We start from the raw sequence: 23,088 nt of genomic DNA, 5'->3' as shown, positions 1-23,088 counted from the left end.
GCGGAAACGGGCCAGCGTGAAGGCTCAGGAAAGGCGGCGGTATCCGCCCGTGATGCCTTGCCGGGAAAACACCCACTGCCACAACTGGATGTCGCGCGCCCGGAACGCGCCCGCGCACGACAGCAGGTAGTAGCGCCACATGCGGTAGAAGCGCTCGCCCAGTTGCGCGGAGAAACGGGGCCAGGCCGCTTCGAAATTGCGGCACCAGGCCATCAGTGTCTTGTCGTAGTCGGCGCCGAAATTATGCAAGTCCTCGGTGACGAACAAGCCGTCCACCGCGTCGCCGACCTGGCCGATGGAGGGCAAGGCGCCGTTGGGGAAGATGTATTTGTCGATCCACGGATCGGGCACCGAAGCGCGCACATTCTTGCCGATGGTATGCAGCAGGAACAGGCCATCCTGCTTCAGGCAGCGGTGCGCCACTTCCATGTAGGTGCGGTAGTTCTTGTGCCCGACGTGCTCGAACATGCCGACGCTGACGATGCGGTCGAAGCGCTCATCGAGCTCGCGGTAGTCCTGCAGCCGGTACTCGAGCGGCAAGCCCAGGCTGTGCTCCCTGCCCCACTGCGCTTGTTCGCGCGAGATGGTAACGCCCACGCAGCTGACCTGGTAATACTCGGCCGCGAAGCGCATGAAACTGCCCCAGCCACAGCCGATATCGAGCACCTTCATGCCGGGGCGCAGGTCGAGCTTGCGGCAGATGAGATCCAGCTTGTCCTCCTGCGCGGCCGTCAGGGTCTTGGCGCCTTTCCAGTAGCCGCAGGTGTAGGTCATGCGCGGATCGAGCATGGCCGCGTAGAACTCGTTGCCCAGGTCGTAATGGACCTTGCCGACCTGCCAGGCGCGCCGGCGCGTCTGCAAATTGAGCAGCTTGGCGCTCAGCGCGTGGGCCAGCAGGCGCACGTGTTTGACCTGTTGGTCCAGTCGCGCACGCAGCAAGCGGCAAAAAAATTCATCGAGCCGTTCCGCCTCCCACGCGCCATCCATGTAGGCTTCCCCCAGCCCGACGTTGCCCTGGTCGAACACCCGTTCCAGCACGCCCTGCTGACGCAGCTGGATATCCCACGGGGCATTGCCATTGATCGCAATACCGGCCGTGGCCAGCAGGCTGGAAGCGGTGTCATACAACCGGGAGTTGGAGAAGAAGGTGTCTGGACTGGATGAATGGAGTGCGGAAGACGAAATCTGATTCATAAGCCTGGTATGTGGACGGGCACGGCCCCGTGCTGGCGGCCGGCCCCGGGTACATCATCGATCGGGCAGATGGGGGCCCGGCCGGCAATGCGCGGTTAAGTCCTGATACGGCACAACCGGTCAGAACAGGAGCAAACAGTGTCGCACCTGCAAGGTTTCTTGACTAATGAAAAATTCTGGCAATTCATATCAAAAAAATGTATTTGAAATTGCCGGGCGCGCGCCCGCCGTGCGCGGGTGGCCTGTTCAGGCGTCGTCCAGCGTGTCGCCCGAGGGCATGGCCGGACGCGGGACGATGGTGTGGTGAAGGCTGGCGCGGTCCGTGCAGGCGACGACGGCCCGCATGGCATCGCGCACCCGGTCCAGGGTGGCGCTGTGGCGCTGGCTGGCATACACCACGTAGGCCGAGTGGGAAAACTCCGGCGTGTCCTTGACCCGGCGCAGGCGGCCGTCCGCGATGAACTGCTGCGCCATGCTGGCGCGAAAATAGCCGGTGCCGCCCACGCTGAGCAGATACGTCATGGCCAGCGGCCCCAGCGAGATCGACATGGGCGGCATGCCCAGTTCCGGGTGGGCCGCTTCGTGGTTGATCGAGAACTGCGGCCCCCAGTCCACGTAGATGTAGCGTTCGGGATCGACTTTGCCGTCCGCGTCCGAGGTGACCATGATCAGCTTTTCTTCAAGCAGCAATTCCGACACGAGGCCGGCGCGGGGACGCGGGTTGTACAGCACGGCGATGTCGAGCGAACCATCCTGCACCCGGTCCAGCAGGCGGCCGGCCATCGCCACTTCGGACCGGATCGACACCTCGGGATGGCTGCGGTTCATCCACACCAGCCAATCCGCCAGGAAGGGGTGCCACAAGCTCAATTCCGTGCCCACGCTCACGCCCACTTCCCTGCCGGCCGGCAAGGCGATCTGGCGCCGCGCCCTTTCCCACACCTGCACCAGCGCATGGGCATGGCTCATGAACTGCTCGCCGGCCGCCGTCAGCCTGGCGCCGGCCTTGTTGCGCACGAACAGGCGCTGGCCCAGTTGCTCCTCGAGCGTGCGAATGCGGGCGCTGACGGCCGTCTGGGTCAGGTGCATGCGCTGGGCCGTCAGGATGAAGCTGCCATTGGCGGCCACTTGGAGAAAGGTACGTGCCAGATTGATGTCCATAGGCACTATAGTAATACAGGAAATACTTGTTTGTCGCCGGTAACGCTGACCGGGTGGAAGGAGGGTAAGCGGGACAATGCGCGTGGAAATGGCCTGCCCAGCAGGAATCGAACCTGCGACCCTCAGCTTAGAAGGCTGATGCTCTATCCAACTGAGCTATGGGCAGCGCGATGCGGGGTGCGCTGGCGTATGCAAGCGCAAATGAAAAACGGGCTGTCGTGGACAACCCGTTTTTATACATTCTTGGTCGGAGTACAAGGATTCGAACCTTGGACCCCCTGGTCCCAAACCAGGTGCGCTACCGGGCTGCGCCACACTCCGATGACGCCATCATAACCGCTGGCGCCTGCTTCGTCAATGTGCAGGATGCGTTGCTGAATTGTCAGCAAATTGCAGCCGTTATCGTTTCAGGCATGCACACACGTTCGGCCATTTAATTCCTGATTCAGACCTGATTTAATCACCCAGGTTCAAGGCGATGTGCCATATATTTTATTCAGCGGTCGCACATCAACGATAGAAATATATTTAGTTACATTTTTCCCGTTTAATAGCAGAATGACTAGCAATCAGAAATTCATACGCTGCGTGGCCGTCCACGAAACGATACAAATTCATCGCCGGGGCCGCAGCAGGGGACGAATGGGCACTACTGCCAGAGAACAACCATACGCTTCTCTCAGTAATACCAAAGACCGCCCGTCGTCAACCAGGCGCACGCCAAGCGCGCCTTGTTCAGCCGGCCATTCTCATGGCGCCGGCAGGGATCCTCTCCATCCTGGATGGTGTAAGCGACATCGTTGCTTTAGCTTTAGCAGTTACGCTGCGCTGGTTCGCCCCTGCCTTGCGGAGGCGGACGGAGCTGGCGGGAATGCGGTTGGCCCTTATTTTCCCGCCCGGCTGGCGCATAGGCTAATTTATATTCCAACCGGCCAGGCGAATATAAATAATCGGCATGATCAGGATATTAATTCACAGGTATTAAAATGATACAACAACGGAACCCGCCACACAAAATCCGCATGATGAAGTTTATATCACAAAGCAAGAACACGAAGATGTATGAATTAAATCAGCCCAAGGACAGCAATGCTGATCAATAAGAAAGGATGGCAAAAATCATGAATAAGCTTATACTCGCCTCACTCTTGAGCGTGGCCTCGCTGGCCGCGTTCAGCCAAAGCGTCACCCCGAATGAAACCGTCACCGTGCCCGGCCACGCCCTGCGTATCGACGCGCCCACCCATGTGCGCTACATGGACAAGGACGAGTTCTATCCCTACCGGGCCACCTACACGCTGGCCAATGGCCAGGAGCTGACCCTGAGCGCCCGTGGCAACCGGATGTTCGCCGAAGTGGACGACCTGGGCAAGCACCAGATCGTGGCCACCAGCGCCAATTCCTTCACGGCGCTGGACCAGCAGTTGCAGATGACCATCCACCTGCAACCAAACGACAATATCACTGGCGAGCTGTTGATGGTGGTGCCGGAAAGTACCATCTCCGATGGCACCGTGGCCCCGGCCCGGACCGTGTCGCTGGCCGTGCGCTGATCACGGACGACCAGGCGGGATGGCCCGAGCCGGCCAGCCCGCATCGCCCGCGCGCGTGATCCCCTCCAGGCGCGTTGGGCAGGCCCGGCCTGCCGGCCGGGCCGCCCTCCCCTGCTATCAGGCCGCCAGCTGGCTGTCGACCTTGTCAGCGATGCGCTGCGCCATGGCAGCCGCGTCGGCCGCGTTGCGCGCTTCCACCATCACGCGGATCAAGGGCTCCGTGCCCGAGGCGCGGATCAACACGCGCCCGCTGTCGCCCAGCTCACGCTCGACCAGTTCCTTTTCGTGCACCATGGCCGCGTTGCGGGTCCAGTCGAAGCCGGGCGCCACGCGCACGTTGACCAAGGTTTGCGGGAACAGCACCAGTTCCTGCGCGCACTGCTCGAGCGACTTGCCGCTGCGCACCAGTGCCGACAGCACTTGCAACGCCGAAATGATGCCATCGCCCGTCGTATGCTTGTCCAGGCACAGCAGGTGGCCCGATCCTTCGCCGCCCAGGATCCACCCCTTCTCCTGCATCACCTCCAGCACGTAGCGGTCACCCACCTTGGCGCGCGCGAAACCGATGTTCTTTTCCTTGAACGCCACTTCCAGCGCCATGTTGGTCATCAATGTGCCCACGGCGCCCGGCACGGGGCCGGTGGCCAGGCGGTCCATCACCATCACGTACAGCAGCTCGTCGCCGTTGTACAGGCGGCCCGTGGCATCGCACATGATGAGGCGGTCGGCATCGCCATCGAGCGCGATGCCGAGGTCGGCGCCATGGGCGCGCACGGCGGCCGACATGGCGTCCGGCGCCGTGGCGCCGTGGCCGGCGTTGATGTTGAAGCCGTCCGGCTTGTTGCCAATGGCGATCACTTCCGCACCCAGCTCATGGAACACGTGGGGCGCGATGTTGTAGGCGGCGCCGTGGGCGCAATCGACCACGATCTTCAGGCCGCGCAGGTCGAGCTCGTTGGGGAAGGTGCTCTTGCAAAATTCGATGTAGCGGCCCTGGGCATCGTCCAGGCGCTTGGCGCGGCCCAGCTTTTCCGATGGCACGCATTCCATCGGCAAGTCCAGCGCCGCTTCGATATCGAGCTCCACGGCGTCGGGCAGCTTGGTGCCCTGGTCGGAGAAGAACTTGATGCCGTTATCCTGGAATGGGTTATGCGAAGCGGAAATGACGACGCCAGCCTGCAGGCGCAGCGCGCGCGTCAGGTAGGCGATGGCGGGCGTGGGCATGGGGCCGGCCAGCATCACGTCCACGCCGGCGGCCGAGAAACCGGCCTCCAGCGCCGCCTCCAGCATGTAGCCGGAGATGCGCGTGTCCTTGCCGATCAGCACGGTCGGCTTGCTGCCGCCCGAGCGGGCCTTGGCCAGCACCTTGCCGGCCGCGTAGCCGAGTCGCATGACGAAGTCCGGCGTGATGGGCGCCTCGCCCACGAGGCCACGTACACCATCGGTACCAAAATATTTGCGTGCCATAGTTGCTCTCTTATCGGTAGAAAATTCGTTTATTGTGCCGCCTGCCACACCTTGAGGGCATCGACGGTCTCAGCCACATCATGCACCCGCACGATCAGCGCACCCTGCGCTACCGCAGCGAGCGCGCCCGCCAGGCTGCCGGCCAGGCGCTGCTCGACGGGCTTGCCCGTCACGGCCCCTATCATGGACTTGCGCGACAGGCCGGCCAGCAACGGCAAGCCGAGCTGCTCGATCAACTGGCCCGTGGCCTTGAGCAAGGCGTAATTATGCGCGACCGTCTTGCCAAAACCAAAACCCGGATCGATGCACAGCCGGCGCGGATCGATGCCGGCCGCCGTCAGTGCGGCTATGCGTTCGCGCAGGAAAGCCGTCACCTCGGCCACCACGTCGCCGTAGCTTGGTTGCTGCTGCATCGTGTCTGGCGTGCTCTGCATGTGCATGATACACAGGGCGCAGTCACTGTCGCGCACGGCTTCGATGGCGCCCGGCGCCCGGAAGCCGTTGATGTCGTTGATCATGTCCACGCCGGCGATGATGGCTTCGCGCATCACCTGCGGCTTGTAGGTGTCCACGGAGATGGCCACCCCGCTGTCGCGCAGCGCATATAGCACCGGCATCACGCGCTGCAATTCCTGCTCCAGCGGCAGCGCCGGCGCGCCGGGACGGCTCGACTCGCCGCCCACGTCGATGATGTCCACGCCCTGCCCTATCATCTGCTCGGCGTGCGAGACGGCAAATTCGAGCGACTGGTAGTGGCCGCCATCGGAGAAGGAATCGGGGGTGACGTTGAGGATGCCCATCACGCGTGGGCGGTAGCCCTCGCCGGCCAGCGGGAAATTGTAACGGCCAAACTGAAGTTGTTGTCGCATTGAAACTATTATTGGTGAGCGCTACAGCGCAGAACGAAAAAGGGCGAGGATCGCTCCTCACCCTTTGCTTGTGATCGGACTGAACAGGTCAGGCCGGCGCGGTCACGCTGGGCGTCACGCCGGGGCCGCCATCGCTGGGATGCTTGCGGATGGTCACGCCCGCCTTCGGCGGACGCGGTTCCTGGCCAGCCATGATGTCGTTGATCTGGTCGGCGTCGATGGTTTCCCACTCCATCAGGGCCTTGGTCATCATCTCGACCTGCTCGCGGTGTTCCTCCAGCAGCTTGCGGGCCAGCGAATACTGGGTGTCGAGGATGCTGCGGATTTCCGCATCCACCTTTTGCTGGGTGGCTTCGGAAATGGTCTTGGAGGCGCCGCCGAAGAAGCCATCGTTCTGGCTGTCCTCGTACACCATCACGCCCATGCTGTCGGACATGCCGAAGCGGGTCACCATGGAACGGGCCAGCTTGGTGGCACGGGCGAAGTCGTTCGAGGCGCCGGTCGACATCTGGCCGACGAAGATTTCCTCGGCGATACGGCCGCCGAACAGGATGGAGATTTCCTCCAGCATCTTGTCCTTGTAGCCGGACAGGTTGTCATGCTCGGGCAACTGCCAGGTCAGGCCCAGGGCCCAGCCGCGCGGCATGATGGTGACCTTGTGCACGGGGTCGGCCTTGGGCAGCAGCTTGGCCACGACGGCGTGGCCGGACTCGTGGTAAGCCGTGTTGCGGCGCTCTTCCTCGCGGATGATCATGGACTTGCGTTCCGGGCCCATGAAGATCTTGTCCTTGGCGTCCTCGAAATCGATCATGTCGACCAGGCGCTTGCTGCGGCGGGCCGCGAACAGGGCCGCCTCGTTGACCAGGTTGGCCAGGTCGGCGCCCGAGAAGCCGGGCGTGCCGCGGGCCAGGATGTCGGCCTTGACGTCAGTGCCGATCGGCACCTTGCGCATGTGCACGTTCAGGATCTGCTCGCGGCCGCGGATGTCGGGCAAGCCGACGGACACCTGGCGGTCGAAACGGCCCGGACGCAGCAGCGCCTTGTCGAGCACGTCGGCACGGTTGGTGGCGGCCACGACGATCACGCCGGAGCTCGCTTCAAAGCCGTCCATTTCCACCAGCAACTGGTTCAGCGTCTGCTCGCGCTCGTCGTTGCCGCCGCCCATGCCGGCGCCGCGGTGACGGCCCACGGCGTCGATCTCGTCGATGAAGATGATGCATGGCGAATGCTTCTTGGCGTTCTCGAACATGTCGCGCACGCGCGACGCGCCCACGCCGACGAACATTTCCACGAAGTCGGAACCGGAAATGGAGAAGAACGGCACCTTGGCTTCGCCGGCGATGGCGCGCGCCAGCAGCGTCTTGCCGGTGCCCGGTGGGCCGACCATCAGCACGCCACGGGGAATGCGGCCGCCCAGTTTCTGGAATTTGGTGGGGTCTTTCAGGAAGTCGACGATCTCGTTGACTTCCTCTTTCGCCTCGTCGCAGCCGGCCACGTCCGCAAAGGTGACGGTGTTATTGGTCTCATCCATCATGCGCGCCTTCGATTTGCCGAAGGAGAACGCGCCGCCCTTGCCGCCGCCCTGCATCTGCCGCATGAAGAAGATCCACACGCCGATCAGCAGGACCATGGGGAACCAGGACACGAACATCTGCTGCAGGAAACCTGGCTCCTCGGGCGGCTTGACGTCGAAGCGCACGCCGTTGTCGCGCAGGTCGCCGATCAGGCCCCGGTCCAGGAAGGTGGCGCTGGTGCGCACCTTGCTGTCATCCACGCGGGTGGCCGTGATGCTGCCGCCCTCGATCAGCACTTCCTTGATGCGTTTCGCTTTCACTTCATCCAACAAGTCGGAATACGCGATGGGCTTGGCGCCACCGGTAATGCCATGGTTGTCGAATTGCTTGAACAGCATGAATAAGAGCAGCGCAACGACTACCCAAATGGCCGATTTGGAAAACATGTTATTCACGAAAACTCCTTGGATGCGGGGCGCATCTTTTACCAATAGCAGAAACCCGATTTTACCCGCAATAAGCAGGCGGTGCCAGAAACCATCCCGTGCGCGCGGCCTCTCAGCCAACGCGGGCGCAGGAAAGTCCCGGATTTTGTCGATTTAACACCCCGGACGCGGGTAAAAACCGGCTCTATCCATGGTTAGGTGCGGGTCCACCCTTAAATATCAAGGGGAAAATCATCCATGTCGTCGGGAATCAGCATGGCGCCCGTGGCCGGATTTTTCAAACCCTTGCCCAACAGGAATATTTCCGACGACTTGTCGCGGCTGGCCTTGGGCTTTTTCTGGATCACGACCTTGAATTCAGCCCGGAATTTCTCCACGATCTGGCTGAAACCCATGTCCTTGAAACATTTCACCAGCAAGGAACCGGTGGGTTTCAGGTGGGATTGCGAAAATTCGATGGCCAGGTCGATCAAGTGTTCCATGCGCGCCGCGTCGGCCGTGGCGATGCCCGACAGGTTGGGCGCCATGTCCGACAGCACCAGGTCGGCCTTGCGTCCGGCCAGTACGGTTTCCAGCTCGCGCAATACGCGCCCGGTGCGAAAATCGCCCTGGATGAAATGGAAATCGGCGATCGGCTCCATGGGCAGCATGTCCAGGCCGATCAGGGTGCCATGCACGCCGCCGCCCTCCTTGCCGGCCAGCTTGCGCCGCGTGTACTGGGCCCAGCTGCCGGGCGTACAGCCCAGGTCGACGATGACCTGGCCCGGCTTGATCAGTTTCTCGTCCTCGTCGATCTCCTTGAGCTTGAACGCGGCGCGGGCCCGGTAGCCCTCCTTCTGCGCCAATTTCACGTAGGGATCGTTAATGTGGTCGTGCAACCAGTTCTTGTTTAATTTTTTCTTTGCCATTCGCGTAGAATACTGCTTTTAAGGAACCACTAAAAATTATTATGATTAAACTTACACCCGTTGAGCGCAGCGCCCTGCGCGCCGAAGCCCATGGCTTGAAGCCTGTCGTCATGATCGGCGAGGCGGGACTGACCCCGGCCGTCATGAAAGAAATCGAACTGGGACTCGACTCCCACGGACTGATCAAGGTCCGCGTGTTCGGTGACGACCGCGAAGCGCGCGTGGCCATGTACGACACCATCTGCGAACAACTGGGCGCCGCCCCCGTGCAACACATCGGCAAGCTGCTGGTGCTGTACCGCCCGAAAAAAGAGGTGGAAAAGGAACGCAGCGGCAAGACCGGCAAGGGCATGCGCGAAGTGACCATCGTCAAGCCCAGCGCCAGCGGCACCAAGCGCCCCTCCGTGACCAAGGTCATGCTCAAGGGTAACGAGCGTGTCACCGAAGGCGGCACCATCAAGCGCGCCAAGCCGCGCCAGTCTTCGGCCAAGAAAAGCGCGCTGGGCAAATAACCGCCGGCAAAATCGGGGGACGTCCCCGGTTTTCCCTCGCAGAAAAATCGGGGACGTAACACCATTTATCCACAAGGAAAAATCGTGTTACGTCCCCGATTTTATTGTTTGATAACTAGCCAGGCTGCCAGCACGCTCTGGAACAAATAAATGCTGCTCGATATGCCGTGCAGCATGCCGAAGCGGCCCTTGGCGGCCGACTCCATCACCCCGCCCGGCCCGGCCGCCGCCCGCAAGGCCGCCATTTCCGGCTGCAGGCCGAAGTGCGACACCAGCGTGCAAGCCAGCATCACCAGCGTGAGCAGCACCGTCGCGCGGCGCGCGCGGGGCAAGCCCGCCTTATCGCGCCACAACAGCAACAACAGCAACAGCGCGCACGCGATCGACACCAGCGCCTGCACATGGAACAGGCTGGCGGCGATGGTGCCGGCCAGCACCCGGTCCGTCAGCGTGGCAAACAGCGTGGGCGCGGCCAGGTAGCCCACCGCCCACAGGCTGCCTGCCCAGGCCGTTGCCACCAGCAGGCGCGCGCGGGCCAGCATCAGACGTAACGTACTTCCAGGATTTCGTATTCGCGCGGACCGGACGGCGCCTGCACTTCCACCACGTCGCCGGCCGATTTGCCGATCAGCGCGCGGGCGATCGGCGAGGTGACGGACACCTTGCTCAGCTTCAGGTCCGCTTCATCGATGCCCACGATCTGGTAGGTGACCTTGGCGCCCGATTCCAGGTCTTCCAGGTCCACGGTCGAGGCGAACACGACGCGGCCTTCGGCGTCGAGCTGGGTCGGGTCGATGATCTGGGCGGCGCTCAGCTTGCCTTCCAGTTCGGCGATACGGCCTTCCACGAACGCCTGGCGCTCCTTGGCGGCATCGTACTCGGCGTTTTCCGACAGGTCGCCATGTGAACGGGCCTCGGCGATGGCGTCGATCACGATACGGCGCTCCTTGGTCTTCAACTGGTGCAACTCTTCTTTCAAGAGTTCCGCGCCGAACTTGGTGAGTGGGACTGAAGTCATGTTTTATCTGCTATTTACGTGTTATTACAACGGAAAACCACAGAGGCCGCGCCTTCCAGCTACGCGGGCTCTGTGGTTCAAGGGTGGTGCAAAGAAGCTTAGTGTAAGGTTTTATGCAGACCTTGTAAATCGTACACGCGCAACTCGTCCAGGTGACGGATACCCTCGACGGCCGCTTCCGCGCCGGCAATGGTGGTGTAGGTCGTCACACGCGAGGCCAGCGACGAGGTGCGGATGGCACGCGAGTCGGCGATGGCGCTGCGCTTCTCTTCCACCGTGTTGATGACCAACACGATCTCGTGGTTCTTGATCATGTCAACCACGTGCGGACGGCCTTCCGTCTTCTTGTTGACGGGAGTGACGGGGATGCCGGCGGCCGCGATCACGGCAGCCGTGCCCTTGGTGGCCACCAGCGTGAAGCCCATGTCCACCAGGTCGCGCGCCACTTTCACGGCGCGCGGCTTGTCCGACGCCTTCACGCTCAGGAACACGCGGCCCGACTTGGGCAGCTTGACGCCGGCGCCCAGCTGCGACTTGACGAACGCTTCGCCGAAGGTCATGCCCACGCCCATCACTTCGCCGGTCGATTTCATTTCCGGGCCGAGGATGGTGTCCACGCCAGGGAACTTCACGAACGGGAACACGGCTTCCTTGACGCTGAAGTACGGCGGCACCACTTCCTTGGTGATGCCCTGCGAGGCCAGCGACTGGCCCACCATGCAGCGCGCGGCGATCTTGGCCAGTTGCAGGCCGGTGGCCTTGGACACGTAAGGCACGGTACGCGAGGCGCGCGGGTTCACTTCCAGCACGTAGACCACGTCCTGCAGCTTGCCGTCGATCTCCTGCTTCTGGATCGCGAACTGCACGTTCATCAGGCCCACCACGTTCAGGCCCTTGGCCATCAGCGAGGTCTGGCGCTTGAGTTCATCGATGGTTTCCTGTGCCAGCGAGTACGGCGGCAGCGAGCAGGCCGAGTCGCCCGAGTGCACGCCGGCCTGTTCGATGTGCTCCATCACGCCGCCGATGAAGGTGGTTTCGCCGTCGGAGATGCAGTCCACGTCGCACTCGATGGCGTCGTTCAGGAAGCGGTCCAGCAGCACCGGCGAATCATGCGATACCTTGACGGCTTCGCGCATGTAGCGTTCCAGGTCGCGCTGCTCGTGCACGATTTCCATCGCGCGGCCGCCCAGCACGTAGGATGGACGCACCACCAGCGGGTAGCCGATTTCCTGCGCCAGGCGCAGTGCGTCTTCCTCGGTGCGCGCGGTGCGGTTAGGCGGCTGGCGCAGTTCCAGCTTGTGCAGCAGCTGCTGGAAGCGCTCGCGGTCTTCCGCGGCGTCGATCATGTCGGGCGAGGTGCCGATGATGGGCACGCCGTTCGCTTCCAGGTCCAGCGCCAGTTTCAGCGGGGTCTGGCCGCCGTACTGGACGATCACGCCCACCGGCTTTTCCAGCTCCACGATTTCCAGCACGTCTTCCAGCGTCAGCGACTCGAAGTACAGGCGGTCGGAGGTATCGTAGTCGGTCGACACGGTCTCCGGATTGCAGTTGACCATGATGGTCTCGTAGCCGTCTTCGCGCATGGCCAGCGCGGCGTGCACGCAGCAGTAGTCGAATTCGATACCCTGGCCGATACGGTTAGGACCACCGCCCAGCACCATGATCTTCTTCTTGTCGGTCGGGTTGGACTCGCATTCCTCGTCGTAGGTCGAGTACATGTAGGCCGTGTTGGTGGCGAATTCGGCGGCGCAGGTGTCGACCCGCTTGTAGACCGGGCGGATGGCCAGCTCGTGGCGCTTGGCGCGCACGGCGGCCGGCGTGGTCTGCAGCAGGAAGGCCAGGCGGCGGTCCGAGAAGCCCTTTTGCTTCAGCTTGTACAGCGTGTTCTTGTCCAGCGCTTCGAGCTTCTGGGTGTCCAGCCACAGTTCCAGGTCCACGATCTCCTTGATCTGCACCAGGAACCACGGGTCGATGCGGGTCAGCTGGTGCACTTCTTCCAGCGTGAAGCCCTGGGCGAACGCATCGCCCACGTACCAGATGCGCTCCGGACCTGGCTCGCCCAGTTCCTCTTCGATCTTCTCGCGGTCCTTGGTCTTTTCGTTCAGGCCATCCACGCCCACTTCCAGGCCGCGCAGGGCTTTCTGGAACGATTCCTGGAAGGTGCGGCCAATGGCCATCACTTCACCGACGGATTTCATCTGGGTGGTCAGGTGGTGGTCGGCGGTCGGGAACTTCTCGAACGTGAAGCGCGGGATCTTGGTCACGACGTAGTCGATCGACGGTTCGAACGAAGCCGGGGTGGCGCCGCCGGTGATCTCGTTGCGCAGCTCGTCGAGCGTGAAGCCGACAGCCAGCTTGGCCGCCACCTTGGCGATCGGGAAGCCGGTGGCCTTCGATGCCAGTGCCGACGAACGCGACACGCGCGGGTTCATCTCGATCACGATCATGCGGCCGTCGGCCGGGTTGATCGAGAACTGCACGTTGGAGCCGCCCGTGTCCACGCCGATCTCGCGCAGCACGGCCAGCGAGGCGTTGCGCATGATCTGGTATTCCTTGTCGGTCAGCGTCTGCGCGGGCGCCACGGTGATCGAGTCGCCGGTGTGCACGCCCATCGGATCCAGGTTTTCGATCGAGCAGATGATGATGCAGTTGTCCGCCTTGTCGCGCACCACTTCCATCTCGTACTCTTTCCAGCCGATCAGCGATTCTTCGATCAGCAGTTCCGAGGTGGGCGACGCTTCCAGGCCGCGTTTGCAGATGGTCTCGAATTCTTCTTCGTTGTAGGCGATGCCGCCGCCGGTGCCGCCCATGGTGAACGACGGACGGATGATGACGGGGAAGCCCAGCTCGCGCTGCACGGCCCACGATTCTTCCATCGTGTGGGCCACGCCCGACTTGGCCGAACCGAGGCCGATCTTGGTCATCGCTTCCTTGAACTTGGAGCGGTCCTCGGCCTTGTCGATGGCCTCCGGCGTGGCGCCGATCAGCTCGACCTTGTATTTTTCCAGCACGCCGTTGTGGAACAGGTCCAGCGCGCAGTTCAGCGCCGTCTGGCCGCCCATGGTCGGCAGGATCGCGTCAGGACGCTCCTTGGCGATGATGCGCTCGACCACCTGCCACGTGATCGGCTCGACGTAGGTCACGTCGGCCATCTCGGGGTCGGTCATGATGGTGGCCGGGTTGCTGTTGACCAGAATGACTTTGTAGCCTTCCTCGCGCAGGGCCTTGCAGGCCTGGGCGCCGGAATAATCGAACTCGCAGGCTTGGCCGATGATGATGGGGCCAGCGCCGATAATCAGAATACTTTTAATGTCAGAACGTTTAGGCATTTATTTTTTCTCCGTAGCTTCCATCATGCCGATGAAGCGGTCAAACAGGTAAGCGACGTCAGTCGGGCCGGGCGATGCTTCAGGGTGGCCCTGAAAGCAGAAAGCCGGCTTGTCGGTGCGGGCGAAGCCCTGCAGCGAACCATCGAACAGCGAGCGGTGAGTCACGCGGCAGTTGGCCGGCAGGGTGTCGGCATCGACGGCGAAGCCGTGGTTCTGCGAGGTGATCAGCACTTGCTTGCTGTCGAGGTCCTGCACCGGGTGGTTGGCGCCGTGGTGGCCGAACTTCATCTTCAGCGTCTTGGCGCCCGAGGCCAGGGCCATGATCTGGTGGCCCAGGCAGATGCCGAACACGGGAATGCCCTTCTCGATCAGTTCACGGGTGGCGGCGATGGCGTAATCGCATGGCTCCGGGTCGCCGGGGCCGTTGGACAGGAACACGCCGTCCGGGTTCAGGGCCAGCGCGTCGGCGGCCGAGGACTGGGCCGGCAGCACCGTCACCTTGCAGCCGCGCGCGGCCAGCATGCGCAGGATGTTGCGCTTGACGCCGAAGTCGAACGCCACCACGTGGAATTTGGGCGCCGTCTGCTGGCCGTAGCCTTCGCCCAGCTTCCATTCCGTTTCCGTGAATTCGTAGGCGGCCGTGGTCGAGACCACCTTGGCCAGGTCCATGCCGGCCAGGCCGGGGAAGGAACGGGCCAGTTCCAGCGCCTGCGCCACGGATGGCTCGTTGCCCTGGGTGCCGACCAGGATGGCGCCGGCCTGGGCGCCCTTCTCGCGCAGGATGCGGGTCAGCTTGCGGGTGTCGATGCCGGCGATGGCCACCACGTTCTCGGCCTTCAGGTAGTCCGACAGCGACTGGGTGGAACGGAAATTCGATGCCATCAGCGGCAGGTCGCGGATGATCAAACCTGCGGCGTGGACTTTGGTCGACTCGACGTCTTCAGGATTGACGCCGGTGTTGCCGATGTGCGGATACGTCAGGGTGACGATCTGGCGGCAGTAGCTGGGATCGGTCAGGATTTCCTGGTAACCGGTCATGGACGTATTGAATACCACCTCGCCGGTCGTGTGACCGGCGGCGCCGATGGAAAAACCTTTGAAGATGGTTCCGTCAGCAAGAGCGAGGATGGCTGGAACAGCGGGGCCAGAAAAAAATGGCGGCAAGGGCAACTCCTGATAAAGTTACCGTAGCTGCGCCACGTCAGACGACCGTCGAGCACCCCCGGCCGAGGCCCGGGTCGAGGTCAGATCGATGATGGATGGGTGGTAGTCGCTACGGTAGATGTGAGATTGGCTAAACCTTTGAATTATAACCAAAAGCCTGCCGTTTGACAAGACGATGACAGCAACAACCGCCGCCCCGCCCCTTGGCCCGCGCCGCATTATCAACCCGACAATTCAATAAAAATCGGGACGTAGCACAATGAAAATTGTGCTACGTCCCGATTAAAAGCGCCGCCCTGGCGGCCTGGAAACGACTTAGTTCAGCGCAGCGATGCCGGCCTTGGCAATCTGGGCGTCTTCCGCCGATTTCACGCCCGAAACACCCACGGCGCCCACGTAATGGCCATCGACGACGATGGGCACGCCACCTTCGAGCAAGCCTTCCACTTCGGGTGCACTCAGGAACGAGACGCGGCCGTTGTTGATCATTTCTTCATAAATGCGCGACTCGCGGCGGCCCAGCGCGGCCGTCTTGGCCTTGGCCGGGGCGATGTGAGCCGACAACGGCGCAGCGCCATCCATGCGCTGCAGCCACAGCGGGTGGCCGCCATCGTCCACGATGGCGATCACGACGGCCCAGTTGTTGGCCACGGCTTCCGCTTCGGCCGCGGCGGCGATCTTCTTGACGTCTGCGAGAGTCAGGAATGGTTTGGTTTGCATGTTACTTCCCTAAAAAAATGAACGACGATTGTACGCCGTTATAACCGGCGCTTGGCTTCAAGTTTTTGCTTGATTTGCGGCATTAAAGCTGCTGCTGCCTGCTCGCCGGCAAGAATCGCCTGGTTACGGCTGTTGAAATCACTGCTGCCCATCTTGCCCAGCGCGGGCTGGATCACGATGTCGGCATCCTTCAATTCGAACTGGTTGATGCGCTGGCCCATGATGCTGAAAGTCTGCATGATCACTTCCAGCGAACTGACGGTCGCTTGCACGTCGGCCTGGGTCGAGATATTCACGGCGATGACGAAATCGGCCCCCATCTCGCGCGCGAACCGCACGGGCACGGGCGCCACCAGGCCGCCATCGACATAGGTATGGCCATTGATGGCCACCGGCTGGAATACGCCCGGCACGGACGAGGAAGCCCGCACGGCCATGCCGGTATTGCCGCGCTGGAACAGGATCGGCTGGCCCGTCTTCAGGTCGGACGCCACGGCGCCGAACGGCACCTTGAGCTTTTCCATCGGCTGGTTGTTGACGGCCTTGTTGACGTAGGCTTGCAGGGCTTCGCCCTTGAGCACGCCGGAACTCTTGCCGAACAGGGGCAAGGCCCAGTCGGAAATGGCGGCCTCGTCCATGTCGAACGCCATTTTTTGCAACTGGAAGCCCGTGTTGCCGGCCGCGTACAGCGCGCCGACCACGCTGCCGGCACTGGTGCCGACCACGATGTCGGGATAAATCCCCTGCGCTTCAAGCGCCTTGATCACGCCAATGTGGGCGAAGCCACGCGCGGCCCCGCCGCCCAGGGCCAGGCCGATCTTGATCTTGCGCAGCCGCTGCGGCGCCGCCTGGGGCGCGGCGGCCGGCGCGGTGTCGACGTGGGGCGTGGTGCCGCAGGCGGCAAGCGTGAAGGCGGCGAGCGCGACAGTGAATAGGCGTCTAGGATGCATGTGCTGGTGGTGGGGAAAGGTCGGCGCCGCAGATTGTATACCAAATGCCGCCCTTGCTCCTGAGAACCAGCTTAAAGTCCCCGCCCCGCCCGACTGGCCGTTACTACGCCTCGGAGAACTCCGCGAAGGCCGCCATCGCATTGGCCGAATACATCAGCGACGGGCCGCCGCCCATGTAGACGGCCATGGCCAGCGTTTCCTCCAGCTCGGCCTTGGTCACGCCCAGCTTGACCAGCGCCTGCACGTGGAAGCCGATGCAGGCGTCGCAGCGCACGGCCACGCCCAGCGCCAGCGCGATCAATTCCTTGGCTTTCTTGTCCAGCGCGCCATCCTTGGTGGCCGCGCGGGCCATGTCGTTAAAGCCCTTCATCACCTCTGGCATATCCGCGCGCAACGTGGCCAACTGGGTGGATACGGCCTGGGTCAGTTCGCGGAAACCAGTCAATGGGGTGGTGCTCATAGCGATTCCTTTACTCAATAAGATGAAACGGATTAGCCTGCCTAAACATTCTACGATTACACAATATATTATTTTATATATCGTTGTCAACAACTATGCGCCATCGCAGCGCAGTGATGTCAGTCTATGGCTGCGCGCGCCGGGCGCGCCACAACCTGGATCAAGAAAGGGAAAGTTACTCAGCAGAAAATCGGGGACGGACCCCTATTTTCCCCTCGGGGAAAATAGGGGTCCGTCCCCGATTTTTCTTTTGGATCAGCCCAGCTGGAGTTCGGGCTGCCTGGGCACGATGGCCGTCTTGGGCAGGCACACGATGAAACTGCTGCCCTTGCCCGCTTCGGACTTGATCTGCAGCGTGCCGCCATGGCGCAGCAGCACGTGCTTGACGATGGCCAGCCCCAGGCCCGTGCCCTGCGTCTCGCGCGAGCGGCTCTTGTCGACCCGGTAGAAGCGCTCCGTCAGCCGCGAGATGTGCTCGGGACTGATGCCGATGCCCGTGTCTTCCACCTTGAACTTGATGCCGGCCGGCCCTTCCGCCCACGACAGGTGGATCTTGCCGCCAGCCGGCGTGTAACGCACGGCGTTCGAAGCCAGATTGCCGAAGGCCGAGTGCAGCTCTTCCGTGCTGCCCATCACGTCCGGCCCCGACACATCCATCGTGATCTCGTGCTTGCCGGCCGACAGCGCGCGCGCGTCGCGCTGCACCTGCCCCATCAGCTTGACGATGTCGACCCGTTCCGGCCGCATCGGGTAATCGACCGATTCCAGCCGCGACAGGGTCAGCATGTCCTCGATCAGATGCTGCATGCGGTGGCCCTGCTCCGTCATCAGCTTCAGGTGGGCGGCGCGGGTGGCCGCGTCCAGATCTTCCGAGGCGGCGATTTCCAGGAAGCCCACGATTACCGTCAGCGGCGTGCGCAGTTCGTGCGAGGCGTTGGCGATGAAGTCGCGCCGCATTTCCTCGATGCGCTCCGTCTCCGTGGCGTCGTGCGTGACGAGGATCTGGCGCCGGTTCTCGAACGGGATGATGTGGACGATCAGCTTGCGCTCACGGAAGCTCAGCGTCAGCGGCTGGTCGTAGCGGCCCAGGATGATGTAGTCCATGAAGTCGGGACTGCGCACCAGGTTGGTCACGCGCATGCCCTTGTCGCGCTCGTGGGTCAGGCCCAGGTGCTGCTCGGCGGCCGGGTTGCACCATTCGAGGAACAGCACGTCATCCATGATCACCACGCCATCGGGCAGCAGATGCATGGCCTGGCGGAAGCGGGCCAGCCATTCCGTCAGCTCGGCCTGGTTCTTCTCATCATCGCGGCGCAGCTTGTACAGGCGCGAGAAGATATTGGTCCACGCGCCCCAGCCATCGGGCAGCTTGGCGCTTTGCGGATCGTCCAGCCAGTCGCTCAGCTGGTACAGATAACCGAGCTGGATGAACACCAGCACGGCCATGGCCAGCGTGGCCACCACCAGCGCCGAGGTGGCGCCGAACATGAACCACAGCACGCCCACGCCCGCCAGGATCAGGCCCATGCGCAGCGCGGCGGGTACCCAGAACAGCAGTTTTGGATTCATGGTTTATTTTTCAGACAGCATGTAGCCAACGCTGCGCACCGTGCGGATCAGGTGCTCGGCTTCCTTCAATGCCTTGCGCAGGCGCAGCACGTGCACGTCCACCGTGCGTTCCTCGATCACCACGTGGTCGCCCCACACCTTGTCGAGCAGCTGGCTGCGCGAGAACACGCGCTCGGGATGGGCCAGCAGGAACTTGAGCAGCTTGTATTCGGCGTGGCCGATGTCGATCTTCTGCTGGTCCAGCGTGACGGTGCAGCTGACCGGGTCCAGCATCACGTTACCGGCCCGCATGGTCGACTGGGCGTGCTCGGGGCTCTTGCGGCGCAGCAGCGCCTTGGCGCGGGCCAGCAGTTCGCGCGGCGAGAACGGCTTGGTGATGTAGTCGTCGGCGCCGCTGTTCAAGCCGGCCAGCTTGTCCTCTTCCATGCTCTTGGCCGTCAGCATGATGACGGGGATTTCATTGAACTGGCGGTCGGCGCGAATGCGGGCCAGCAGGCGCAGGCCGGTCTGGTCGGGCAGCATCCAGTCCAGCAGGATCAACTGCGGCGTGCGGTGCTGGATGAAGTCCCAGGCCTCGCCCACGGTGGGCACGGCGCAGCAGTTCCAGCCCGCCTCGCGCAGCGAGAATGTCACCAGCTCGACGATGGCCGGTTCATCTTCAACAATCAAGATCGTGGTTTTATCGGTTGCCATGTTGGGGAGTGCGAACGGTTACTCGGCGCTGTCGTCGGCCGGTGGCGCGGTCTTGGTGTGGCGGATGTCGCGCCCTTCGACCACGTAGATCACGTATTCGGCGATGTTCTTGGCATGGTCGCCGATGCGCTCGATGGCCTTGGCCACCCACAGCGTGTCGAGCGCGGCCGAGATGGTGCGCGGATCTTCCATCATGAAGGTGATCAGGTTGCGCATGATGGAGCGGAATTCGTGGTCGATCACGGCGTCCTGGGCGATCAGCTGCAACGCTTGCTTGCCATCGTTGCGGGCGAAGGCGTCGAGCGCGTCGTGCAGCATGTCGCTGGTGTTGTTGGCGATGCCGCGCACCATCTCGTAATGGTTGACGGTGACGGCGCCGCGCGCGTGCAGCGACTTGGCCGTGCGGGCGATCTTGGTGGCTTCGTCGCCGATGCGCTCAAGGTCGGTGATCACCTTGATGGTGGCCATGATGGTGCGCAAATCGTTGGCGGCCGGCTGGCGGCGCACGATCAGGTGGCTGCAGGCGTCGTCCAGCGACACTTCGAGCTGGTTGACGCTGTCGTCCTCGCGGATCACGCGGTCGGCGCGTTCCGGGTTGCCGATGCGGAAGCAGGTCATGGCGTCGAGGAACTGGGTCTCGACGATGCCGCCCATCAGCAACACCTTGGAGCGGATGGCTTCGAGTTCTTGGTCGTACTGCTTGGAGGAATGCTCGCCTAACATGCTGGTCTCTCTTCGTAACGATGTTGTTGATATTGTACGGTTAGCCGAAGCGGCCGGTGATGTAATCCTGGGTTTCCTTGCGGGCCGGGTTCATGAAGATCTGGTCCGTCTCGCCGAACTCGACCAGCTCGCCCAGGTACATATAGGCCGTGTAGTCGGAGCAGCGCGCCGCCTGCTGCATGTTATGGGTGACGATGGCGATGGTGTAATCCTGCTTCAGTTCCGAGATCAGTTCCTCCACCTTGGAGGTCGAGATCGGGTCCAGCGCGGACGTCGGCTCGTCCAGCAACAGCACGTCAGGCCGCACGGCCACGCCGCGCGCGATGCACAAGCGCTGCTGCTGGCCGCCCGACAGCGACAGGCCGCTCTTGTTCAGCTTGTCCTTCACTTCGGTCCACAGGGCCGCCTTCTTCAGCGCCCATTCCACGCGCTCGTCCATCTCGCCCTTGGACAGGTCCTCGTACAGGCGCACGCCGAAGGCGATGTTATCGTACACCGACATGGGGAACGGGGTCGGCTTCTGGAACACCATGCCAACCTTGGCGCGCAGCATGTTGACGTCCTGGCCAGGTTCGAGGATGTTCTTGCCGCGGTAGATGATGGAGCCTTCCGCGCGCTGGCCCGGATACAGGTCGTACATGCGGTTGAGCGTGCGCAGCAGGGTCGACTTGCCGCAGCCGGACGGGCCGATGAAGGCCGTCACCTGCTTCTCGTGGATGTCGAGGTTGACGTTGGTCAGGCTCTGCGTCTTGCCATAGAAGAAATTGAGGCCGGAAATCTCGATGGTCTTGCGCTTGGGCGTCATGGCGGCGGCGGCTTCCTGGATCAGTTGCGTATTCATGGTTCTCTCGTCAATTCTGTGCGTCGTTCAATGCGGAGTGCGCTGGTGGAACACCGTGCGCGACAGGATATTCAGGGCCAGCACGCTGAAGGTCACCAGCAGCGCGCCCCCCCAGGCCAGGCTGCGCCAGTTGTCGTAGGGGCTCATCGCGAACTGGTAGATCACCACCGGCAGGTTGGCCAGCGGCCGGTTCATGTCGGCGCTGAAGAACTGGTTGTTCAGGGCCGTGAACAGCAGCGGCGCCGTTTCGCCGGAAATGCGGGCCAGCGCCAGCAACACGCCCGTCACCACGCCGGCCTTGACGGCGCGCAGGCGCACCAGCAAGGCCACTTTCCAGCGCGGCGCACCGAGCGCGAAGGCCGCCTCGAGCAGGCTGTTGGGCACCAGGCGCAGCATGTTGTCCGTGGTGCGCACCACCACCGGCACGGCGATCAGGGCCAGCGCGATGGTGCCCGCGTAGCCGGAGAAATGCTTGACGTTGGCCACGTACATGGCGTACACGAACAGGCCGATCACGATGGACGGGGCCGACAGCATGATGTCGGTCACGAAGCGCGTCACGTGGGCCACCTTGTTGTCGTCGCCATATTCGGCCAGGTAAATGCCGGCCAGGATGCCGATCGGGGTGCTGATCAGGGTGGACAGGCCCACCAGCATCAGGCTGCCCACGATGGCGTTGAGCAGGCCGCCCCCTTCGCTGCCGGGCGCCGGCGTCGTTTGCGTGAACATGGCCACGCTCAGCGCGCCAAAGCCCTTGAACAGCAGGGTCGCCAGGATCCAGACCAGGAACGCCAGCCCCAGCGACATGGCAGCCACCGACAAGGCGATGCCGACCCGGTGCGCGAACAGGCGCTTGCGGTAGACGGGGTTGATTACTTGACTCATTATTTCACGCCTTCCTTGCGAGACATTCCGGCCAACATGAGCTTGGCGGCCGACAGGACGATAAAGGTGATGGCAAACAGGATCAGGGCCAGTGCGTACAGCGACGACACGTGCAGCTTCGATTCCGCTTCCGCGAATTCGTTGGCCAGCGTGGAGGCGATGCTGTTGCCGGCCGCGAACAGCGACAGCGACAATTCATTGGCGTTGCCGATCACGAAGGTGACGGCCATGGTTTCGCCCAGCGCGCGGCCCAGGCCCAGCATGACGCCGCCCACCACGCCGGTCTTGGTGTAAGGCAGCACGATCTTGCGCACCACTTCCCACTTGGTGCAGCCGAGGCCGTAGGCCGATTCCTTGAGCACGGCCGGCACGATCTCGAACACGTCGCGCATCACGGAGGAAATGAAGGGGATGATCATCACGGCCAGGATCAGGCCGGCCGTCAGGATGCCGATGCCCATGGTGGGGCCGCTGAAGAACTGGCCGATCAGCGGCACATGGCCGATGGTGTTTTTCAGCAGCGGCTGCACGTAGTCGGCGAACAGCGGCGCGAACACGAACAGGCCCCACATGCCGTAGATGATGGAGGGCACGCCGGCCAGCAGTTCCACGGCCGTGCCCAGCGGGCGGCGCAGCCAGACCGGGCAGATCTCGGTCAGGAACAGCGCGATGCCGAAGCTGACCGGGAAGGCGATCAGCAGCGCGATGCCGGAGGTGGCCAGGGTGCCGACGATGGCGATCAGGGCGCCGAACTTGTCGTTGACGGGATCCCATTCGACGGTGGTGATGAAGCCGGGGCCGAATTCCTTGAGCGCGGGCCAGGCGCCGATGATCAGCGAGATGATGATGCCGACCAGCACCGCCAGCACGGACAGCGCGAACGTCATCGTGACCTTGTGGAAGATGAAATCCTGGATGCGCTGCTTGCGCATGGTCGCATGCATGGCCGCCAGGCTGGCGGCCTGCTCCGCCTCGGCGGCGGCCTGGGCGCGCGCCGTGGTCACGGCGCCTGGCGCTGGCGCGGCTGGCGGGACGGCCGGGGCGGAATGGTCGGTAACGCTCATGTGGGGCTCCGGCTGGATGACGGGCGGGGAAGTAAGTTCAGCGCTCAT

General features: G+C 62.9%; 21 protein-coding genes and 2 tRNA genes. 2 read left to right on the top strand and 21 right to left on the bottom strand.

Annotated elements, in window-relative coordinates; all coding sequences use genetic code 11:
* Positions 1-24 precede the first annotated feature (24 nt).
* The 4 genes from cfa to H3H36_RS07050 form a co-directional block, all read right to left on the bottom strand.
* Complete coding sequence (gene cfa, locus H3H36_RS07065) at positions 25-1,185, bottom strand: cyclopropane fatty acyl phospholipid synthase (protein ID WP_375539582.1); 1,161 nt, start codon at positions 1,183-1,185, stop codon at positions 25-27.
* 255 nt (positions 1,186-1,440) lie between these two features.
* Complete coding sequence (locus tag H3H36_RS07060) at positions 1,441-2,355, bottom strand: LysR family transcriptional regulator (protein WP_182215673.1); 915 nt, start codon at positions 2,353-2,355, stop codon at positions 1,441-1,443.
* Positions 2,356-2,444: 89 nt separating this feature from the next.
* Positions 2,445-2,521 (bottom strand) — tRNA-Arg (locus H3H36_RS07055).
* 78 nt (positions 2,522-2,599) lie between these two features.
* A tRNA-Pro gene (locus H3H36_RS07050) sits at positions 2,600-2,676 on the bottom strand.
* 800 nt (positions 2,677-3,476) lie between these two features.
* On the opposite strand from H3H36_RS07050, the gene H3H36_RS07045 reads away from it, so the two are divergent.
* Positions 3,477-3,908, top strand: coding sequence for a hypothetical protein (locus tag H3H36_RS07045; protein ID WP_182215671.1), 432 nt, complete (start codon positions 3,477-3,479; stop codon positions 3,906-3,908).
* A gap of 117 nt (positions 3,909-4,025) precedes the next feature.
* On the opposite strand, the gene glmM is transcribed toward H3H36_RS07045, so the two are convergent.
* From glmM to H3H36_RS07025, 4 genes are all read right to left on the bottom strand, one after another.
* The gene (glmM, locus tag H3H36_RS07040; RefSeq protein ID WP_182215668.1) at positions 4,026-5,375 is read right to left on the bottom strand and encodes a phosphoglucosamine mutase; all 1,350 of its coding nucleotides are present in this window, start codon (positions 5,373-5,375) and stop codon (positions 4,026-4,028) included.
* Positions 5,376-5,404: 29 nt separating this feature from the next.
* Complete coding sequence (folP, locus tag H3H36_RS07035) at positions 5,405-6,244, bottom strand: dihydropteroate synthase (RefSeq protein ID WP_182215666.1); 840 nt, start codon at positions 6,242-6,244, stop codon at positions 5,405-5,407.
* Positions 6,245-6,332: 88 nt separating this feature from the next.
* Positions 6,333-8,213 (bottom strand): ATP-dependent zinc metalloprotease FtsH, encoded by a 1,881-nt coding sequence (ftsH, locus tag H3H36_RS07030; protein WP_182215664.1) that lies wholly within the window; start codon positions 8,211-8,213, stop codon positions 6,333-6,335.
* 203 nt (positions 8,214-8,416) lie between these two features.
* A complete protein-coding gene (locus tag H3H36_RS07025; protein WP_182215662.1) occupies positions 8,417-9,112 on the bottom strand; it encodes an RlmE family RNA methyltransferase in 696 nt (231 codons plus the stop codon).
* 41 nt (positions 9,113-9,153) lie between these two features.
* Here H3H36_RS07025 and H3H36_RS07020 point away from each other — a divergent pair, with 41 nt between their 5' ends.
* A complete protein-coding gene (locus H3H36_RS07020) occupies positions 9,154-9,624 on the top strand; it encodes a YhbY family RNA-binding protein (RefSeq protein ID WP_182215660.1) in 471 nt (156 codons plus the stop codon).
* Between the two features lie 101 nt (positions 9,625-9,725).
* Here H3H36_RS07020 and H3H36_RS07015 read toward each other — a convergent pair whose 3' ends face one another.
* The 13 genes from H3H36_RS07015 to pstC all read right to left on the bottom strand — a co-directional run bounded on the left by H3H36_RS07015 (position 9,726) and on the right by pstC (position 22,920).
* Positions 9,726-10,169, bottom strand: coding sequence for a DUF4149 domain-containing protein (locus H3H36_RS07015; RefSeq protein ID WP_182215860.1), 444 nt, complete (start codon positions 10,167-10,169; stop codon positions 9,726-9,728).
* Positions 10,166-10,642 (bottom strand): transcription elongation factor GreA, encoded by a 477-nt coding sequence (greA, locus tag H3H36_RS07010; protein WP_182215658.1) that lies wholly within the window; start codon positions 10,640-10,642, stop codon positions 10,166-10,168. Before greA ends, H3H36_RS07015 begins: the two co-directional genes overlap by 4 nt.
* Positions 10,643-10,740: 98 nt before the next feature.
* Positions 10,741-13,971, bottom strand: a complete 3,231-nt coding sequence (gene carB / locus H3H36_RS07005) for a carbamoyl-phosphate synthase large subunit (protein ID WP_182215655.1) — start codon at positions 13,969-13,971, stop codon at positions 10,741-10,743.
* Positions 13,972-15,135: a glutamine-hydrolyzing carbamoyl-phosphate synthase small subunit gene (carA, locus tag H3H36_RS07000; RefSeq protein WP_182215652.1), complete on the bottom strand. Its 1,164-nt coding sequence runs from the start codon at positions 15,133-15,135 to the stop codon at positions 13,972-13,974. It lies immediately after the preceding gene.
* Between the two features lie 315 nt (positions 15,136-15,450).
* Positions 15,451-15,855 carry a GlcG/HbpS family heme-binding protein gene (locus H3H36_RS06995; RefSeq protein ID WP_182215649.1) on the bottom strand — a complete coding sequence of 135 codons (405 nt, stop codon included), beginning with the start codon at positions 15,853-15,855 and terminating at the stop codon, positions 15,451-15,453.
* A 38-nt stretch (positions 15,856-15,893) separates the two neighbouring features.
* Positions 15,894-16,805, bottom strand: a complete 912-nt coding sequence (locus tag H3H36_RS06990) for a patatin-like phospholipase family protein (RefSeq protein ID WP_182215647.1) — start codon at positions 16,803-16,805, stop codon at positions 15,894-15,896.
* Between the two features lie 103 nt (positions 16,806-16,908).
* Positions 16,909-17,265, bottom strand: coding sequence for a carboxymuconolactone decarboxylase family protein (locus H3H36_RS06985; RefSeq protein ID WP_182215645.1), 357 nt, complete (start codon positions 17,263-17,265; stop codon positions 16,909-16,911).
* A 255-nt stretch (positions 17,266-17,520) separates the two neighbouring features.
* The gene (gene phoR, locus H3H36_RS06980) at positions 17,521-18,834 is read right to left on the bottom strand and encodes a phosphate regulon sensor histidine kinase PhoR (RefSeq protein WP_182215644.1); all 1,314 of its coding nucleotides are present in this window, start codon (positions 18,832-18,834) and stop codon (positions 17,521-17,523) included.
* A gap of 3 nt (positions 18,835-18,837) precedes the next feature.
* Positions 18,838-19,527, bottom strand: coding sequence for a response regulator (locus H3H36_RS06975; protein ID WP_182215642.1), 690 nt, complete (start codon positions 19,525-19,527; stop codon positions 18,838-18,840).
* Between the two features lie 18 nt (positions 19,528-19,545).
* Positions 19,546-20,250, bottom strand: a complete 705-nt coding sequence (gene phoU, locus H3H36_RS06970) for a phosphate signaling complex protein PhoU (protein ID WP_182215640.1) — start codon at positions 20,248-20,250, stop codon at positions 19,546-19,548.
* A gap of 40 nt (positions 20,251-20,290) precedes the next feature.
* Entirely contained in the window at positions 20,291-21,091 is an 801-nt protein-coding gene (gene pstB / locus H3H36_RS06965; protein ID WP_182215638.1) for a phosphate ABC transporter ATP-binding protein PstB, read from the bottom strand.
* A gap of 27 nt (positions 21,092-21,118) precedes the next feature.
* Positions 21,119-21,976 (bottom strand): phosphate ABC transporter permease PstA, encoded by an 858-nt coding sequence (gene pstA, locus H3H36_RS06960; RefSeq protein ID WP_182215636.1) that lies wholly within the window; start codon positions 21,974-21,976, stop codon positions 21,119-21,121.
* A complete protein-coding gene (gene pstC, locus H3H36_RS06955) occupies positions 21,976-22,920 on the bottom strand; it encodes a phosphate ABC transporter permease subunit PstC (RefSeq protein ID WP_229219797.1) in 945 nt (314 codons plus the stop codon). The genes pstA and pstC overlap by 1 nt, the downstream gene beginning before the upstream one ends.
* Positions 22,921-23,088: the final 168 nt, after the last annotated feature.

Source organism: Rugamonas fusca, assembly GCF_014042365.1.
GTDB lineage: Bacteria > Pseudomonadota > Gammaproteobacteria > Burkholderiales > Burkholderiaceae_D > Rugamonas > Rugamonas fusca.
The sequence above is the reverse complement of the archived record's forward strand: the minus strand, read 5'-3'. Positions and strand labels throughout refer to the sequence as shown.